The 16,983-nt window shown below is 72.2% G+C and carries 11 protein-coding genes; 3 read left to right on the top strand and 8 right to left on the bottom strand.

Annotation, left to right across the window (positions count from 1 at the left end; translation table 11 throughout):
* Nucleotides 1-286 precede the first annotated feature (286 nt).
* The 4 genes from K6753_RS00055 to K6753_RS00040 are packed head-to-tail and all read right to left on the bottom strand — an operon-like array spanning nucleotide 287 to nucleotide 4,809.
* The gene (locus K6753_RS00055; protein ID WP_223674151.1) at nucleotides 287-1,270 is read right to left on the bottom strand and encodes a Csu type fimbrial protein; all 984 of its coding nucleotides are present in this window, start codon (nucleotides 1,268-1,270) and stop codon (nucleotides 287-289) included.
* Nucleotides 1,267-3,645 carry a fimbria/pilus outer membrane usher protein gene (locus K6753_RS00050; protein WP_223674150.1) on the bottom strand — a complete coding sequence of 793 codons (2,379 nt, stop codon included), beginning with the start codon at nucleotides 3,643-3,645 and terminating at the stop codon, nucleotides 1,267-1,269. The genes K6753_RS00055 and K6753_RS00050 overlap by 4 nt, the downstream gene beginning before the upstream one ends.
* Complete coding sequence (locus K6753_RS00045; protein ID WP_223674149.1) at nucleotides 3,605-4,321, bottom strand: fimbrial biogenesis chaperone; 717 nt, start codon at nucleotides 4,319-4,321, stop codon at nucleotides 3,605-3,607. Before K6753_RS00045 ends, K6753_RS00050 begins: the two co-directional genes overlap by 41 nt.
* Nucleotides 4,321-4,809, bottom strand: a complete 489-nt coding sequence (locus K6753_RS00040) for a Csu type fimbrial protein (protein ID WP_223674148.1) — start codon at nucleotides 4,807-4,809, stop codon at nucleotides 4,321-4,323. The genes K6753_RS00045 and K6753_RS00040 overlap by 1 nt, the downstream gene beginning before the upstream one ends.
* 233 nt (nucleotides 4,810-5,042) lie before the next feature.
* Between K6753_RS00040 and mnmG the strand changes: the two genes are divergently transcribed.
* Nucleotides 5,043-6,932 carry a tRNA uridine-5-carboxymethylaminomethyl(34) synthesis enzyme MnmG gene (gene mnmG / locus K6753_RS00035; protein ID WP_223674816.1) on the top strand — a complete coding sequence of 630 codons (1,890 nt, stop codon included), beginning with the start codon at nucleotides 5,043-5,045 and terminating at the stop codon, nucleotides 6,930-6,932.
* 238 nt (nucleotides 6,933-7,170) lie between these two features.
* Here the strand turns inward: mnmG and crcB are convergent, their stop codons facing one another.
* Nucleotides 7,171-7,554: a fluoride efflux transporter CrcB gene (gene crcB / locus K6753_RS00030; RefSeq protein ID WP_223674147.1), complete on the bottom strand. Its 384-nt coding sequence runs from the start codon at nucleotides 7,552-7,554 to the stop codon at nucleotides 7,171-7,173.
* Nucleotides 7,555-7,622: 68 nt separating this feature from the next.
* Here crcB and K6753_RS00025 point away from each other — a divergent pair, with 68 nt between their 5' ends.
* Nucleotides 7,623-8,951, top strand: a complete 1,329-nt coding sequence (locus K6753_RS00025) for a sialidase family protein (protein WP_223674146.1) — start codon at nucleotides 7,623-7,625, stop codon at nucleotides 8,949-8,951.
* Nucleotides 8,952-9,226: 275 nt separating this feature from the next.
* Here K6753_RS00025 and K6753_RS00020 read toward each other — a convergent pair whose 3' ends face one another.
* From K6753_RS00020 to K6753_RS00010, 3 genes are all read right to left on the bottom strand, one after another.
* The gene (locus tag K6753_RS00020) at nucleotides 9,227-9,589 is read right to left on the bottom strand and encodes an I78 family peptidase inhibitor (protein ID WP_223674145.1); all 363 of its coding nucleotides are present in this window, start codon (nucleotides 9,587-9,589) and stop codon (nucleotides 9,227-9,229) included.
* Between the two features lie 92 nt (nucleotides 9,590-9,681).
* Nucleotides 9,682-13,587: a translocation/assembly module TamB domain-containing protein gene (locus K6753_RS00015; RefSeq protein WP_223674144.1), complete on the bottom strand. Its 3,906-nt coding sequence runs from the start codon at nucleotides 13,585-13,587 to the stop codon at nucleotides 9,682-9,684.
* Nucleotides 13,588-13,597: 10 nt separating this feature from the next.
* Nucleotides 13,598-15,382: an autotransporter assembly complex protein TamA gene (locus K6753_RS00010; protein WP_223674143.1), complete on the bottom strand. Its 1,785-nt coding sequence runs from the start codon at nucleotides 15,380-15,382 to the stop codon at nucleotides 13,598-13,600.
* Between the two features lie 132 nt (nucleotides 15,383-15,514).
* Between K6753_RS00010 and K6753_RS00005 the strand changes: the two genes are divergently transcribed.
* Nucleotides 15,515-16,867, top strand: a complete 1,353-nt coding sequence (locus K6753_RS00005) for an amidohydrolase (protein ID WP_223674142.1) — start codon at nucleotides 15,515-15,517, stop codon at nucleotides 16,865-16,867.
* Nucleotides 16,868-16,983: the final 116 nt, after the last annotated feature.

The raw sequence follows: 16,983 nt of genomic DNA, 5'->3' as shown, positions 1-16,983 counted from the left end.
GCCCTTTCTCCGTCCGTCCAGGCCTGCTGCGACTCTGTCGCGGCGGGCATGCATGTGTCGGAATCCCGGGACCCGGGCCAGCCGCAGCCTGACGGCGCAGTGCCACGCACCGAGCGCGCATAAAAAAGGGGCCGAGCGTCCCCCGACACTCGGCCCCCGGCTTCCCCTGTGGACACGTGGCCAGCCCCTGTTCCAATTCCGGCCGGCGCAAAGCGCCTGTTCCACTGGGTGCACCCAAGGTGTCGCATGAAGCGTGCCAACCTTGGCGACTTCCTCCCCTTGTGTTTCAGTACTGGACGGTGACCGTGACCGTGTCCTCGTATTGGCCCGGCAACGGCACGGCCTGGGGCAGCACGCGGCCATACACCGGTAGCGTCTGCGAGCCGCCCGTGCCGGTGCCCGCCAACGTCGAGGTCCCCGACGTACCGTCACCCCAAAGAGGCCCGTTGGGCGAGGTGTGCCGCAGCTGGTAGGCGACGCCCTGCGCAGCAGGACCGGTGCCGTTCAATCCCATGCGTCGGTCGGCGACGTTGTTCGCGGTGGTGCCTCCGTCCATCCGCACCGTGTACGGCGTATTGACCGAGCAGGTCACGCCCAGGCTGGTGCTGGCGTTCACCGCAGCGGCGAGTTGGCTGTGGGTGCCGAAGCTCAGGTCATTGGCGGCCACCGTGCAGCTGCTGGCGATGGTGGCGCGGGCGAGCACCGTGCGATCCGTATCCAGCACGTTCGCAATGGCAGAACACGGTTGCGACGAAAAGTCGCCCGTCAATTGCAGAGACATCTGAGATTGGTAGTTGCCCGAAGTCAGTCCGGCTTGGCCCGCACCGATCGCCCCGTACAAGGTGAGGGTGGCTGAGCCTTCCCAGAAGAAGAACCCGGTGCGACGAAGGGGAATCAATACTTCACCGGCAGGGGCAGTCGTCGCGTCTCCCCATACCTCCGTATGGGCGCTGTCCCGGTACACCTGATAGGAGAGGCGGCCGCTGCCGTTGGCCAGCCGCCTGTTAGGCAGGAGCGCGTTGTCGGGGGCGCCGTTACTGAGCTTCAGGCACGCTTTGACCGTGCCGGGGTTGCCCAAGGAAGCACCCGAGCAGTAGACGCTGACATTGCCCGCAGTGGTCGTCGCTACCGTCGGGTTAGCCGGGATGGTGCCGAACTCGAGCGCGGGCGCAGTGCTGGAGAAATTGCAGTCGATGCTCTGGCCGCGCGCCGTGCCCTGCATTCCGAGCGCGAGCAGACCCAGCAGGACTGCACTGAAGAACCGGGTCATAGCTTGGACTCCGTACGGCATTGCGAAGAGGTGGTCGGGCCGGTCACGGCCTTGGGTGCGGACACGCGGCACTCCAGGCCCTGCACGCGCCACGAGAGCGCTTCGCCCTCGTGGTAGTCCTCAATCCACAAAGCCCCCTCAAACCCCACGATTGCCTCCGAGCCATCCGCGCGCTGCACGCGCGTACCGGGAGCCACCGGTTCGCCGTCAGCATCCAGCAGCGTCACCGTCGCGCTGCGCACGCGCTCCAGTGCGAACGGCACGCGGATGCCGCTGGCGTTGGGCGGGGTGACGAGGCGCTCGATCGCCGGCACTCGCAGGTCGGCGGCCAGGCCGTCGGGGTCGATGGCGATGCGGTTGCGCTCCCAGCCGCGCAGGTCCGAGAGCAACAGGTAGCCGCGGTCGTTGGTGCGGCCGGCGGTGCGGTTCTCGTAGAGGATCGGCACGTCACCGATGCCGTTGGTCGAGACCACGGCGAACGCGTCGGAGATGCGGCGGCTGGCGAAGGCCTGGCCGTCCATCAGCACCACGCTGCCCATGCCCTGCGCGAACAGCCCGTGCTCGCCGTTGAAGCGGTCCACGCCCGCCCAGAACTCGCCACCGTTGCCGCGGTACTGCGCCGCCACCTGGCCGTCGCCGTCATCGCTGGCCTGCACCTGCCAGCCCCACCCGCCTTCGTACGGCGCGCGGCGGCGCAGGTTGGCGGTGAGGTCGGTGTCGCTGCGGCGGTGGTCGGCGGTCAGCGAGCCGTCCAGGCCGTCGCCCAGCGGCAGGCTCAGGGTGAGCGACACGCCGGAGCCGGCGCGGTCGTCATGGAAGGCATTGGCGAACACCGACAGCGAACGCCCCCACGTCTGGCTGAGACCGAGGCTCACGGTACGGCCGGTCAGCTCCTCGCCGTCGCGGTAGCGCAGCCACGTCACCGACAGCGAGCCGCGCGGCACGGTCATCCAGGCCGAGGCACGGTCCTGCGCGCGCAGCGGCACGCTGCCGCCGTCGAGCGTGCCCAGGTCGCGGTAGCCGGCGTCGGCGCGCTGCACGTTGACGTCGAAGCCTGCGCGCTGTCCGAACCACTGGTAGCCGCCGCTCCACTGCGTGCCGGCGCTGTCGCCCTCGCTGCGCGACACGCTGCCGGTAGCGACGCCGAAGCGGGCCAGCGGCGACCAGGCTACGCCGGCGCCGGCCAGCTGCAGCCCGGGGCCGGCCTCACCGTGCAGCTCCAGCGTGAGGTCGTCGCGCATGCCGCGGCGCCAGCTGCCGCTGGCGACCACGTCGCTGCCGTAGTCGTCGGAGTCGATGCCGAAGCCGCGGCGCAGCACGCCGGCCTCGAACGAGAAATCGGTCAGCCCGCGCGCCAGCCGCTGGTAGTCGACGTACAGCGGCACGCTGGTCTGGGTGGTGCGGCCGAGCGCGTCGGTCACCACGACCACCGCCTGGCCGGCGCCGCTGACGCGCGGGAAGTCGCTCAGCACGAACGGGCCGGGCGCGACCTCCTCGCCGTACTGGCGGATGTTGTTGACGTACAGCTCCACCGACGAGGGCAGCGTGGCGTCGGCGGAGAACTGCGGCAGCGGGTGCACGATCAGGTCCGGCCGCACGCCGAAGTCGCGCCGCAGCTGCACGCCGCCCATGCGCACCGGCCGCGACCACGCCAGGCCGCCGGAGACGATGTCGCCGGCCGACCACGTCCACATGCGCCGGGGGTCGGAATAGGTCCAGCGGGTGTCGAGCCGCGCGTAGCCGTCGCTGCCGGTATCGCCGGTGCGGCTGACGCCGTTGACCTCCAGCGTGCCCCAGCGCCCGAACCAGCGCGCGCCGGTGCCCAGCGACAGCGTGTCCTGGCCCTTGAGGTGGCGGCCGTAGGCGTCCCAGTCCAGCACCAGGCCGTGGTCGCGGTCCACCTGCACCGGCGCGGGGATGCGATAGCCCAGCAGGCGGGTCGGTCGAAGTTCGGTGCCGGGCAGCAGCGTGACGCGCTGCATCGTCGGCTGGTAGTCCACGCCCAGGCCCGGGATATCGGCCAGTGCGACCTCGCCCGCGGCATTGAGTGGCAGGCCGTCGGGCAGCTGCAGGCCGGCATCGGTCAGCACCGACGGCAGCACCGACAGCTCGCCGTCGACCACTGTGAAGCGCACCAACGTCGCGACCACGCGGCCGTCGAGCGAGATGTCCAGGTACATCACCTGCGGCGCACGCACAGCGCTGACCTGGGCCAGCGGCTGCGCGTCGAGGGTCGCCATGGCGCCGCCGGTGGCACCGCCCGTGGCGGTGGCCGCCCACGCCACGCCCGGCCCCGCCAGCGCGGCCGCCAGGGCCAGCGCGAGCGCGGTCGGCCTAGTGGCCGCGGGTGATCGGCAGGGTGGCCGGCTGGCCATCGAGGAGTACTTCCAGTTGCGTCGCCGAGCGCGCCACGGCCATCACCGGGGCGTCCAGCTCGAACCGGCGCGTACTGCCCGCCAGCACGTAGCCCAGCAGGCCGGGCGACAGCTCGACCTTGCGGCCGCCCGCGACCAGCAGGTGGCTGCGGCCGAGCTGCGCAGCCCGGCCACCGGTGTTGTGGCAGACCATCGCGCCGGGTTCGATCCGGCAGTCCAGCGACGCCGGCGCCGGGTCGGGCGCCCGCACGAACGCCGGCAGCACGTAGCGCATCCGCACCTTGATGGCGCTGCCGGTTTCGGCCTCGCCCGGGCCGGGCAGCTCGTCGACGACGATGCGGAAGGCCTGCTCGCGCTCGACGGCTGCCGCGGTCGGCCGCACGACGCGGACCAGCTGCTCGCCGCCCGCGGCGATCTCCATGATCGGCGGGCTGGCGACCATCGCGTCGGTCGGCTCCAGCAGGTCCTGGCCGTCGACCTGGGTCCACGCGTACACGCGCACCTGCGCCGCCACCGGCGCATCGCCCGTGTTGGCGAGCACGATGCGCCCGGCGCGGTCGCCCGCGTCGAGGTCGACACCGGTCTGCCGGGTCTGGAGCTGGCCGCGCGCGGACGCCGCCCCGGCCACGAGGGCCAGGGTGAGCGCCGTCGCCGCCGCAAGGCGGCGCGGGGACATCAGTAGGTCAGCGTCGCGGTGATCGAGTCGGAGTAGTTACCGACCGGCTTGGCGCCCTGCGCGGGGACAATGCCGTAGACGGTGAAGGTGTCGACGGTGGTGCCGGTGCTGGTGCCGCTGAAGGTGGCGGTGCTGTTGGTGCCGTCGCCCAGCACCTGGCCGCCGCTGGCGGCGTCGTAAAGCTGGTAGTCGATCGTCGCGCCGCTCGGGCCTTGCATCGTGCGGTTTGCGAAGTCGCCGCTGCTGCCGGCGCTGAAGGCCACGTTGATCGCGCCCTGGTTCGTGCAGTCGACGGTGACGTCGGCGGACGAGTTCAGGCCGGCCGAGAGGTCGCTCTGGGCACCAAAGGCCATGTCCTGCGCATCGACGGTGCAGGCGTTCTCGATCTCGATCGACACAGTCATGGTGTCGGTATCGGTGGCGGCGAACGCCATCGGAGCGGCGGCCAGCAGGGCGGCGGCCAAGGCGGTACGGGTGAAGACGGACATGTGAATCACTCCCCAAGGAATTCGGATATGTGTCGCTTTCAATCTGTGACCGGGGTCCCAGAGCGGGCGCAGTATGGGGTATCGCAAGTGCCGTGCCAACTTTCCGGCAAATTGCAAGTGCCAGTTGCTTGACGTCCGGCCAAAATGAACGGCGCGGGGGCGCAAGCGCTTGATTGGACGTAGAATTCCCGCCCCGCATGCGGTTTTCCTCCGCCTCCCGGCCCGCCATGTCCATGCATTCCGACTTCCACCGCCATGACGTGATCGTCGTGGGCGGCGGCCATGCCGGCACCGAAGCCGCGCTGGCGGCCGCCCGGGCCGGTGCGCGCACGCTGTTGCTGACGCACAGCGTCGAAACCGTGGGCGCGATGAGCTGCAACCCGGCCATCGGCGGCATCGGCAAGGGCCACCTGGTCAAGGAGATCGACGCGCTGGGCGGCGTGATGGCGCGGGCCGCCGACGCCGCGGGCATCCAGTGGCGCCGCCTCAATGCCAGCAAGGGCCCGGCGGTACGCGCCACGCGCTGCCAGGCCGACCGCAGCCTGTATCGCGCCTTCATCCGCCGCGCGGTCGAGGCCCAGCCCGGGCTGACGCTGTTCCAGGCGGCCGTCGACGACCTGGTGTTCGAGAACGGCCGCGTCACCGGCGTGGTCACCCAGGCCGGCCTGCGCTTCCAGGCCCCGGCGGTGGTGCTGACCGCGGGCACGTTCCTGGCGGGCAAGGTCCACGTCGGCCAGACTACGTACGCCGCCGGCCGCGCCGGCGACCCACCGGCCACCGCGCTGGCCGCGCGCCTGCGCGAGGGGCCCTTCGTAGTCGACCGGCTCAAGACCGGCACGCCGCCACGGATCGACGGCCGCAGCCTCGACTACACGGTGATGGAGGAGCAGCCGGGCGACGATCCGCGTCCGGTGTTCTCGTTTACCGGGCAACAAAGTGACCACCCGCGTCAGGTGTCGTGCTGGATCACCCACACCACCGCGCGGACCCACGACACGATCCGCGCCGCGCTGGACCGCAGCCCGCTCTACACCGGGCAGATCGAAGGCATCGGCCCGCGCTACTGCCCGTCCATCGAGGACAAGGTGGTGCGCTTCGCCGAGAAGGAGAGCCACCAGATCTTCGTCGAGCCCGAGGGCCTGGACGTCGCCGAGATCTACCCCAACGGCATCTCCACCTCGCTGCCCTTCGACGTGCAGCTGGAGCTGGTGCGCAGCATCCGCGGCTTCGAGCGCGCCCACATCACGCGCCCGGGCTATGCGATCGAATACGACTTCTTCGACCCGCGCGGGTTGAAGCCGACGCTGGAAACGCGCGCGATCGAAGGCCTGTACTTCGCCGGCCAGATCAACGGCACCACCGGCTACGAGGAGGCCGCCGCCCAGGGCCTGCTGGCCGGCGTCAACGCCGCCCGCCACGTGCGCGGGCTGGACGGTTGGTGCCCGCGCCGCGACCAGGCCTACCTGGGCGTGCTGGTCGACGACCTGATCACCCACGGCACCACCGAGCCGTACCGCATGTTCACCAGCCGCGCCGAGTACCGGCTGCAGCTGCGCGAGGACAATGCCGACCTGCGCCTGACGCCGGTGGGCCGCGACCTCGGCGTCGTCGATGATGCGCGTTTTGCCGCGCTGGAGGCCAAGCGCGAGGCGATCGAACGCGAGCACGCGCGCCTGTCCGGCATCTGGGCGGCCCCGGCCAACGCGCTGGGGCGCGAGATCGGCGAGACGCTGGGCGTGGCCATCAGCCGCGAGACCCACGCCGCCGACCTGCTCAAGCGGCCTGAGCTGGATTACGCAAAGCTGATGCAGGTGCCGTCGCTCGGCCCCGGCGTGATTGATGCGGCCGTGGCCGAACAGGTCGAGATCGGCATCAAGTACGCCGGGTATCTGGACCGCCAGCGCGAGGAGATCGAGCGCGCGCGCCGCCACGAGGACACGCCGATCCCGGCCGACTTCGACTACGCGCAGGTGCGCGGGCTGTCGGCGGAGGTCGCCGGCAAGCTCGAGCGCGTGCGGCCGCTGAGCATCGGCCAGGCGCAGCGGATTGCCGGCATGACACCGGCGGCGATCTCATTGCTGCTGGTGCACCTCACGCGGCTGCGACGCGGGCAGGCGGCGTGACGCGTAGCCCGGGTAAGGCCAGCGGCCGCACCCGGGAGGGTGGTGGCACGGGCATTGGCACAGCGCTGCGGCGCATTGCAGTACCGGGGCGCCGTGCCGCGTAGCCCGGGTAAGCGCAGCGCACCCGGGGTCATGTCGCTGGCATTGTCACTGGCGCAGCGCGCTGCGGCGCGTTGTAGCGGACAGTCACTGTGTGTCGCCTCGGCGCGGTGCGCTGCGCTTACCCGGGCTACGGCCGTCAGCGTCCCGCACCCGCCAGCCGGAAGCCGATCCACACCGCCGCCAGCCCCAGCAGCACGCTGCCGGCGACATACGCCGCGGCCACGCCGGTCTCGCCGCGGCGCAGCAGGTACAGCGTCTCCAGGCCGAACGCCGAGAACGTGGTGAAGCCGCCGAGCACGCCGGTAAACAGGAACACCCGCATCGACGGCGAAAACATTGCGTGCCGCTCGGCCAGGCCCGCCAGCGCACCGATCACCAGGCAGCCCAGCACGTTGACCGCGAACGTGCCCGCCGGGAACCGGCCCTGCGCGGTGTGGTGCAGCACCCAGCCGCCCAGCAGGTGGCGCGACATCGCGCCGAGCGCGCCACCGAGGCCGACGTAGAGCAGGTGCAGGTTCATCGGCGTGCGCCGTGCAGTGGGGACGCGGGCACCTTACCCTGCGTCCCATCCCGTTGCCCGGAGCCGCCATGCCGACGTCCCGTTCCGCCGCCGCACGCGCGGCCGCCTGCGCGAACCCCTATGCCGCATTCGCGTGCGCGTTGGTGCTGCCGGTCGCGCTGGCCGCATGCAGCGCGCAGGACACACCCACGGCGGCCACGCCGGACGACACCGGACGCGACTGGTCGCTGCACGAGTGGCCGCTGCCGACGGCCGCCGCGCATGCCGCCCAGCCCGACCTGGTCACGACGGGTAACGACCTGCTGCTGTCGTGGATCGAGCCCGAAGGCGACGGCCATGCGCTGCGCTTCGCGCGTCACGACGCGGCGGGCTGGGGCGCACCGCGCGACATCGCGCGCGGTGACGACTGGTTCGTCAACTGGGCCGACACCCCGCACCTGCTGGCGACGGACGACGGCGCGCTGTGGGCGCACTGGCTGCAGAAATCGGCCGCCGCGACCTACGCCTACGACGTGGCGCTGGTGCGCTCGGACGACGGCGGCGCGACGTGGTCGGCACCGGCCACCGTCAACGACGACGGCACGCCGACCGAGCACGGCTTCGTGTCGTTGTGGCCCGCGTCCACGGACGCGCTGGGCATCGCGTGGCTGGACGGCCGGGAGACCGCCGGCGGCCACGAGGCGCACGAGGGCCACGGCGGTGGCGCGATGACGCTGCGCACCGCACGCATCGACGGTGCATTGCAGCGATCGGACGAACAGCGCCTGGACGCGATGACCTGCGACTGCTGCCAGACCGACGCCGCGCTGACCGGCCGCGGCCCGCTGCTGGTCTACCGCGACCGCACCCGCGAGGAGATCCGCGACGTTGCCGTTGCGCGCTTGGATGGTGGCCGCTGGACGACGCCTGCACTGGTGCACGCCGACAACTGGACGATGCCCGCCTGCCCGGTCAACGGCCCGGCGGTCGCCGCGCGCGGCAACGACGCGATCGTGGCCTGGTACACCGCCGCCGGCGACGTGCCGACGCTGAAACTCGCACGCAGCACGGACGCCGGCGACACGTTCGCCGCGCCGGTGGTGTTCGACCGCGGCGAGCAGGTCCAGGGCCGTGTCGATGTCGCGCTGGGCGCGGACGACGCGTGGGTCGCGTGGGTGCGCGAGGACCGCGGCGGGCAGTCGCTGCACCTGGCGCGCTGGGCGCCGGACCTTTCGGAAGAGCGCCAGCGCATCGAGATCGCAAAGCTGCAGGGCCGCGGGCGCGGCACCGGTTTCCCGCAGATGGCGCTGCAGGGCGATGCGCTGCACGTGGTGTGGACCGATGTGGTCGACGGCGCCCCGCGGTTGCAGGGACGGGTGGTGCGCCCCACGGCGAACGCCGCGCTTCAGCCCCTGTAGGAGCGGCTTCAGCCGCGATGCAATCCGGGCGCGATGCCAATCGGACAAGTCCTGTAGGAGCGACGTGAGTCGCGACCGCGTCGCTTGCCGGAGTGACGCATCGCGACTCAGGTCGCTCCTACAAGAGCTGCTTTGCGCAACATCAGGACACGCAAAGAAGATGGGCCGCGGTCGAAATCGCGGCCCATCCGTTGTTGCACGCACGCGGAGTCGTGATCGCGGCTGAAGCCGCTCCTACAAGTGAACACCGCGCTCCGGCATGAGGCGCCGGCGACTCAGCCGCAGCGCACGTTGGTGATGACGTTGGCCTCGTCGACGTCGATGTTCAGGCGGCCGGCGCGGAATTCCATCGTCACCATCATCCCGGGCTTCAGCACGCGCGCGATCTCGGCGTTGGCTTCGATGCGCGCGCGTTCGACCACCTCGGCGGTGGCGACCTGGCCGATCGCGTTGGGCTTGGCGGTTTCCGCGTCGCACGGGTCGGTGGGCATCGGCGGGTTTGGGTCGCTCATGGGCGGGGCCTCGGCGGTGGCAGGCGGCAGGGGGTCGCTGGCCGGCGGCGCGGCGGGCGTGGCACAGGCGGCCAAGGCGACCAGCGCGGTGCAGGCGGCGGACAACGAAGCGATACGCAGGACCATCGGCGACTCCATTCACGGATCAGGGACGGGCAGGGTGCCGCGTTCCGGGTGTGCACGAGGTTAACGGCGCGCGCCACCCGCGCAGGTCGCGTTCAGCGCTCCAACCGCCAGTTGAGCGAGGCGCGGTTCTCGATCGTGCTCGACTCGATCTCGACATCGAAACCGCGTCGCAGCAGGTACTTGAGCGTCAGCACCTGCCCGGTGCCGAGCAGCGATACGCCGTAGCCGACATACAGCCGCGGCGAGAGGTACTTGCCGACGCCGAACACCGACCCGCCCAGCGCGCGGCTCTGCATCACGCCGGCATCGTCCAGGCCGATGCGCGCACCCAGCTGCGACGCCAGCAGGCTGCCGCCCGCGGTGAGCGCGGCGCTGGCGGCGTTGAGCTGGCGGCCCTCGTCGCCGCTCACGCTCGACAGCGGACGCCCCAGCGCCAGGTACGCGAGCGCCTCGGACTGCGAGGTGGCGGGGTTGGACCAGACCTCCGCCTGCGGCGCGCTGGCGCGGCCGCTGATGTCGACGCCGGCGGTGACCTCGCCGACTTCACGCTCGGCGCGCACGTCCAGCAGCGGGTCCGACACCGGGCCGTTCGACCACGTCAGGTAGCCGCGGGTGATTTCCAGCTCCTGGCCATAGGCGGCGTACTCGCCACCGACTTCCAGCCGCCCGGTGGCGGTCATCTCGCGGCCCGGCACCGCACGCACGCGCAGGCGGCCGTCCAGGCTGCCGTCCAGGCCGAAGCCGTTGAGCATGACGTCCTCGCCCAGTGCGAGCGTCAGGTCCATGTCCAGCGGCAGGCCGCCGGTGTCCTCCGGGTCGACCGGGTCCAGCACCACCACGTCCGGCGACGCCGACACGCCCTGGTCCAGGCGCTCCAGGTCGAGGCGCGCTTCGGGCACGCCGACGGTGCCGGTCAACTGCAGCGGCGCGCCGGCGGTGTAGCGCACCTCGACGTCGGGGCTGGCGACCGCGTACAGGTCGCGGGTGTCGGACACCAGCACGTCCTGCCCGCGGATCGCCAGCACCAGCGGCGTATCGCCACCGCGCCAGCCCAGCGTGCCGTCGATCGACAGCGTGCCGTCGCCGGTGCCGACGCGGCCGTCGATGCGCGCGCTGCCGTCGGCCTGCGCCACCAGCGCCATGCGGCCGTCCTGCAGGGTGATGCCCAGCGACGGCACTTCCGCGGTGAAGCCGGTCAGCTGCGCCTGGCCCGACAGCAGCGGGTCGCCGCGCGTGCCCGCCAGGCCGAGGCGGCCGACCAGCCGTCCCTGCGGCTCGACGATGTCCGGCGAGAACAGCTCCATCCACGTGAGTTCATCGACGTCGACGGCGATGTCGCCTTCCAGCGGCGCATACGCGTCCCAACCCGTCTGCACGCGCGCGTCCAGGCGGCCGTCGCCGAGCACGTCCGCGCCCAGCGTCGCGTCGATCCGCGACGGGTCGAACTCGGCGACCAGCGACAGGTTGCGGTAGCTCAGCACGTCGCGCCGCGCGCGCTCGCTGAAGCGCAGGCCGGCGGCCGGCGAGGTGATCGTGGCCTGGCCCTGCCATGCGTTGCCGGCCGGACGCAGCTGCGCGTCGATGGCGACCTCGCCGCTGAGCAGCCACGGCCGGCCGTCGCTGCGCTCGGGCAGGTACGGCACCAGCAGCGCCAGCGGCAGCCCGCGGCCGTCGACCTGCAGACCGCGTCGCGGCCAGTCGGCACTGGCGCACAGCGAGCCGCCGTCGCTGGAGGCCAGGCACGCGGGCTCGAGGGTGCCGGCGCGGCCCGTCCAGCTGAAACCGGCCGGACCCTGCAGGCGCCACGCCGCGCCGCGCGCCGGGTCCAATTGCAGCGATGCCAGCGTGCCGCGCCACGTCGTGCCCTGCTTGCGCGCGCTGCCGGCCAGGGCGAGCGCGCCCACTTCGCCGCGCGCCTGCGCGTCGAGCTGCAACGCTTCCACCGCGCCGCGCGCATCCACGTCCAGCGTGTCGAACGGAAGCCCCGCCTGCAGTCCGGTGGCGTTGAGCGTCAACGCGCCGCCGCTGCCGCGCCACGGTAGGCGACCGTCGAGCACCAGGGTCTCGGCCTGCATGTCGCCCCAGCGCAGGCCGGTGCCGGCCAGGTCGGCCTGCACGTCGGGCGCGGTGCGCGCACCGCTCAACGCGAGGGTGCCGCGCAGCGTGCCCGCGGCGTCGGGGAACAGGTCGGCGAGCTGCAGCGGCGCGAAGCGCGCGTCGATGTCGAGGGTGTCGGCGATGCGGCCGGACGCCTCCACCCGGCTGCCGCCGAGCGAGAGCGCGACCTCGCCGTCGAAGGACGGGCCGCGCGCGTCGCCGGGTGGCAGCGCGATCGCCACGCGCGCGCGGCCGTCCAGCGCGCGGTCGCGCAGGCGGCCGGTCAGGCGTGGGGCATCGACGTCGATGTCCAGCGTGCCGTCATCGCGCGTGGTGCCCTGGCTGTCGAGCGTGCCGTCGACGGCGCCGTCCCAGCCGGCGATGAAGTAGCCCGGGTCGAACCCGGCCAGCGTCGCGTCCACGTCCCAGCCCAGCGACGGTGCCCAGCGCACGTCGCCGGTGGCGTCGAGCCGGCCGCCGGGCATCGTCGCGCGCAGCGAACGCAACGCCACGCCTTTGCCGGTGCCGCGGCCATCGAACTCGACGCGGGCCTGCTCGCCTTCGCGCGCCAGCCCGGCGGTGCCGATCGCCGCCCAGTCCTCCACCGTGCCGGCCAGGCCGAGATCGGCATCCAGTCGGATCACCGGCGTGTCGGCGGCGGCCTGCGCTGGCGTGGCCGGTGTCGTGGCCGCGCCGCCCCAGGTCAGGCCTCGCGCGTTGATGGCGAACTTGAAGCGGCGCGCCGCCGGGTCGCGGAAATCGGCGCGGCCACGCAGGGTCGCGGTGCCGTCGAGCAGCTCCAGCGCCAGCGGCTGCACGTCCAGCACCTGGTCCTCCAGCGCAAGACGCGAGGGGCGGATCACCGCCGTCAGCTCGCCACGCTCGATGCGTCCCTGCACCCTGGCGCGCCCGCCGACGCCGTCGGCAGCAAGGTCCAGCACCAGCGGTTGGCCGTCGGGCGTGCCACTGGCCAGCAGGCCGAGGTCGAGGGCATCGCTGGCGGCGCGCAGCTGCCAGCGCGGGTCGTCCTCGCCGCGCAAGACGAGCGTCGCGCGGGTCGGGCCGGGTGCACGGCCGGAAACGGCCACGTCCATGCGCGCAATGTCGCCGCGCGCGACCAGCCCCAGCCGCGGTGGCGTCGTGCCGGCGTCGGCGGGCAGCACCGCCGTTACGGTGAGGTCGGTGCGGTAGTCATCGCGCGGTGCGTACTCGCCGTCGGCGGTGAAGCGGCCGCGGTCGCTGTCGACGACGAGGCCGTCCACGGCCAGGTGGCCGTCGCGCGCGTCCAGCGCGCCGCGCAGGCGGTGCACGTCGATCACCGGCACGCGCGCGGCGCCGTCGGCCTGCAGCACGCGCAGGCCATCGATGCGCAGCTCGCGCGCCTGCAGGTGCAGTGGCGGGGCGATTGCGGGCAGCACCTCGGGCCACCGCGGCAGCTCGAACGGCTCGTCGCTCTGCGCCAGCAGCAGGGTGGCGTCCTCGACCTCCAGCGACCTGAGCCGCAACGTGCGCCCCAGCAGCGGCCGCAGCGCGGTGTCGAGCATCACGCGTTCGGCCTCGAACACGGTGCCGTCGTACTCGAAGCGCACGCCGCGCAGGGTCAACGGCCCCGACGCCGGGCCTTCGGCCTCGCGCCACTCAAGTTTCGCGCCGACGGGCAGGCGTTGTTGCACCTGCGCCAGCAGCACGTCGCGCCCGCCCACCGTCATCAGCAGCCAGTACGCCAGCAGCGCCAGTGCGATGGTGAGCGCGCCCGCCGTCAGGCTGCCGCGGATCGCCAGCCAGCGCAGGCGCTTGCGGCGGCGTTCGCGCAGCTCGGCGATGCGCGCCTCGCGCTGCTCGGGCGTCAGCGACGGATCGACGCGTGGGCGGAACGGCGAGCGCGGCAGCGATGGGCTCATGTGCGCGGCCTCACAGGGCGGTCCCGATGCTCAGGTACAGCTGGAAGTCCGAATCCGGATCGTCCAAGCCGTGTGCGACATCCAGCCGCAACGGCCCGACCGGCGAGCGCCAGCGCACCCCGACGCCGACACCGGTACGCCAGTCGGGCGTCTCGTCGAACGCGCTGCCGCTGTCGACGAAGCCGGCCGCACCCCAGTTGTCGTTGAAGTAGTGCTCGAACTCGACGCTGGCGGTGGCCACGTTGCGCGCGCCCACCGAGTAGGGGCCGAAGTCCGTGTCGATGCGCGGGCTGACCTCCTGGTAGGCGTAGCCGCGGATGCTGCGGTCGCCACCTGCGAAGAAGCGCAGGCTGGGGGGCATGTCCACCACCGTGTCGGTGAAGGTATGCCCCAGCTCGCCGCGGACGATCAGCCGGTTGTTATCGCCCAGTCCGCGATACCAGTGGGCGGTCGCGCGCGCCTGGGCGAAGTCGGCGTCGGAACCGGCGCCTTCCACGCCGCCGCGCAGCAGGAGCGTACCGGCCAGCGCATCGCGCGGGAACAGCACGTCGTCGGCGTCGACGTACTCGGCGCGAAGAGAGGGGTAGGTAAAGGTCGCGTAGCGGTAGTCCGGAATCGCCAGCGCGCCTTCGCCGTCGTCGGCCACGCGGTACAGCCAACGCTCGCGCAACGCATGGATCGACGCGACCGCGGTGAGGTGTTCGTTGATTTCGCCGCTGCGGCTGCCGACGAACTCGATGCGCCGGCTGTCCTGGTAGTCGGTCTGCTCGTCGGCGGCCTGCGCGCTGAAGGTGTACCACCCGTCCAGCCACGCGAACGCCGGGATCCGGTATTGCAGCGTGAGCGTCTTGCGCTGCTGCGCGTAGTCCAGCTGCGCCAGCGCCTTGTGACCGCGCTGGTTGAGGTAGCGCCGCTCCAGCCCCAACCGGACGCCGGCGCCGCTGTCGGTGCCGTAGCTCAGGCCGGCGGTGTAGACGCTGCGCTTGGCCGGCGTCAGCTCGACGGTGACCGGCACCAGCGTCCCCTGCGCGTCTTCCGGGCGTGGCTGGATGTCGATGCTGGCGAAGTAGTCCAGCCGCGCCAGCGACTGCCGCAGCCGGTCCAGCTTGCCCTGGTGGTAGTAGCTGCCGGTGTCCCAGTAGACCAGCTGCTCAAGCAGCTGCGGGCGGATGATGCGCGGGTCCTGGGTGAAGGTGACCTCGCCCATGTCGTAGCGCACGCCGCTTTCCCACACCAGGTCGATGTCGGCGGCGTTCTCCGCGCGCGTGACCTCCACGCGCCGGCTGGCGAAGCCGGCATCGAAGTAGCCGCGCTCGGCCAGCCGGCGGGTGATACGCGTCTTGGCGGCTTCGTAGGTGGGGTGGTCGAGCACGTCGCCCGGTTGCGGGCGGAAATCGGCCAGCTCCTCGCGCAGGTAGCGGTCGCGTGCGCCCTCACCGAGGATCGCCACGTCCGCGCGGCGCACCCGCACCGGGGTCCCCGGCTGGACCGCGACGGTCACCGCCACCGGGCCTTCGTCGCGCGTGCGCTCCACCGTGATGGTCGGGTCGTAGTAGCCGAACGGCTCCAGCGCTTCGCGGGTTTCGTCCTCGGCCTCGCGCACCAGGTAGGCCAGGCGCCGGCCGGACAGCTCGTCGCCGATGGCGTCCACCAGCGACAGCGAGACGCGCACGTTCTCGGTCATCGCCTCGTCCAGTCCGACGATGTCGACCCGCGACACCTGCGCCGCCTGGGCCGGGCCGGTTGCAGCGAGCATCAACACGGCGGCGGCGAGGGCGGTGGGGGAAAGGCGCATCGCGGCAGGATACGCAGCACGCGTCAAGACGCGATTAACCCGGCGTGGCGGCTGCGGCTCCGGCACCGCGCGGGCATCGGCGTTAGCATCCGGCGGGTCACGCATCCGCGACACCTCCCGGGGAGAACCGCCATGACCATCCGTGCCTCGCACCGCACCGGCCTGCTTGCCGCCGGCCTGCTCGCCGCCTTCGCCGCGCTGCCGGCCGCTGCCCAGCCAGCTCCCGCCCAGCCAGCGCCCGCCCGGCAACGGTCGGACGTGGAAACCGCGGCGCGCGACGTGCGCGACGAGGTCGTGCAGTGGCGCCGCCACTTCCACCAGCACCCCGAGCTGTCCAACCGCGAGGTCGAGACCGCCGCCACCATCGCCGGCCACCTGCGCGGGATGGGGCTGGCGCCGCGCACCGGCATCGGCGGGCACGGCGTGGTGGCGATCATCGAAGGCGCGCGCCCGGGCCCGAAGGTCGCGCTGCGTGCCGACATCGACGCGCTGCCGGTCACCGAGCGCACCGGCCTGCCATTTGCGTCGAAGGTGACGACCGAATTCAACGGCCAGGAAACCGGTGTGATGCACGCCTGCGGCCACGACGCCCACACCGGCATCCTGCTGGGCGTGGCACAGGCGCTGGTCGACATGCGCGACAGCCTGCCCGGCCAGGTGATGCTGGTGTTCCAGCCGGCCGAGGAAGGCCCGCCACCGGGCGAGGAAGGCGGCGCCAAGCTGATGCTGGAGGAGGGCCTGTTCGACGGCTTCAAGCCCGACGCGATGTTCGGCCTGCACGTGTTCTCGACCCTAAACGCCGACACGATCGGCGTGCGCAGCGGCCCGCTGATGGCCGCGTCGGACCGTTTCACCATCAAGGTGAAAGGCCGGCAGACGCACGGCTCGCGGCCGTGGGGCGGCATCGACCCGATCGTCGCCGCCGCCGACTTGGTGTCGACGGCGCAGACGGTGGTCAGCCGCCGCGCCGACATCGCCAAGCAGCCGGCGGTGGTCACCTTCGGCGTGGTGCGCGGCGGTATCCGCTACAACATCATCCCCGACGAGGTGGAGCTGACCGGCACCATCCGCACCTTCGACGACGGCATGCGCGAGAAGATCTTCGCCGACCTGATCAACGTCGCCGAGCATGTCAGCGCCGCGCACGGCGCCACCGCCGAGGCGCAGGTGCCCGACCAGGACGGCTACCCGGTCACCGTCAACGACCCGGACCTGACCGCGCGCATGCGGCCCAGCCTGGAGGTCGTGGCCCCGGGCAAGGTGGTCGAGCCGCCGCTGGTGACGGGTGCGGAGGATTTCTCGTTCTATGCGCGCGAAGTGCCGGCGATGTTCTTCTTCGTCGGCGCGACCCCGCCCGGCCAGGACCCGCTGGCCGCGCCCAGCAACCACTCGCCGGAGTTCCTGCTGGACGAGTCCGCGCTCGACCTCGGCCTGCGGGCGATGCTGCAGGTGACGCTGGACTACCTGCACGGCGAGGGCGCCTGACCCACGCTTTTTGTAGGAGCGGCTTCAGCCGCGATCGGATCCATATGACCCTTGTAGGAGCGACGTGAGTCGCGACCGCGCAACTCCGGACCCCAGCGCGGGTCGCGACTCACGTC

Source organism: Novilysobacter selenitireducens, from assembly GCF_020026895.1.
In the GTDB taxonomy this organism is placed as follows: Bacteria; Pseudomonadota; Gammaproteobacteria; order Xanthomonadales; family Xanthomonadaceae; genus Lysobacter_C; species Lysobacter_C selenitireducens.
Note: the sequence above shows the minus strand (reverse complement) of the source record. Positions and strands in the feature narration are given on the sequence as shown.

Coding starts and splice junctions, on each gene's coding strand:
- K6753_RS00045 (WP_223674149.1), bottom strand. CDS start 4,321: ATGTCCCCGCGCCGCCTTGCGGCGGCGACGGCGCTCACCCTGGCCCTC.
- K6753_RS00025 (WP_223674146.1), top strand. CDS start 7,623: ATGCCGACGTCCCGTTCCGCCGCCGCACGCGCGGCCGCCTGCGCGAAC.
- K6753_RS00020 (WP_223674145.1), bottom strand. CDS start 9,589: ATGGTCCTGCGTATCGCTTCGTTGTCCGCCGCCTGCACCGCGCTGGTC.
- crcB (WP_223674147.1), bottom strand. CDS start 7,554: ATGAACCTGCACCTGCTCTACGTCGGCCTCGGTGGCGCGCTCGGCGCG.
- K6753_RS00015 (WP_223674144.1), bottom strand. CDS start 13,587: ATGAGCCCATCGCTGCCGCGCTCGCCGTTCCGCCCACGCGTCGATCCG.
- mnmG (WP_223674816.1), top strand. CDS start 5,043: ATGCATTCCGACTTCCACCGCCATGACGTGATCGTCGTGGGCGGCGGC.
- K6753_RS00050 (WP_223674150.1), bottom strand. CDS start 3,645: ATGGCCAGCCGGCCACCCTGCCGATCACCCGCGGCCACTAGGCCGACC.
- K6753_RS00040 (WP_223674148.1), bottom strand. CDS start 4,809: ATGTCCGTCTTCACCCGTACCGCCTTGGCCGCCGCCCTGCTGGCCGCC.
- K6753_RS00055 (WP_223674151.1), bottom strand. CDS start 1,270: ATGACCCGGTTCTTCAGTGCAGTCCTGCTGGGTCTGCTCGCGCTCGGA.
- K6753_RS00010 (WP_223674143.1), bottom strand. CDS start 15,382: ATGCGCCTTTCCCCCACCGCCCTCGCCGCCGCCGTGTTGATGCTCGCT.
- K6753_RS00005 (WP_223674142.1), top strand. CDS start 15,515: ATGACCATCCGTGCCTCGCACCGCACCGGCCTGCTTGCCGCCGGCCTG.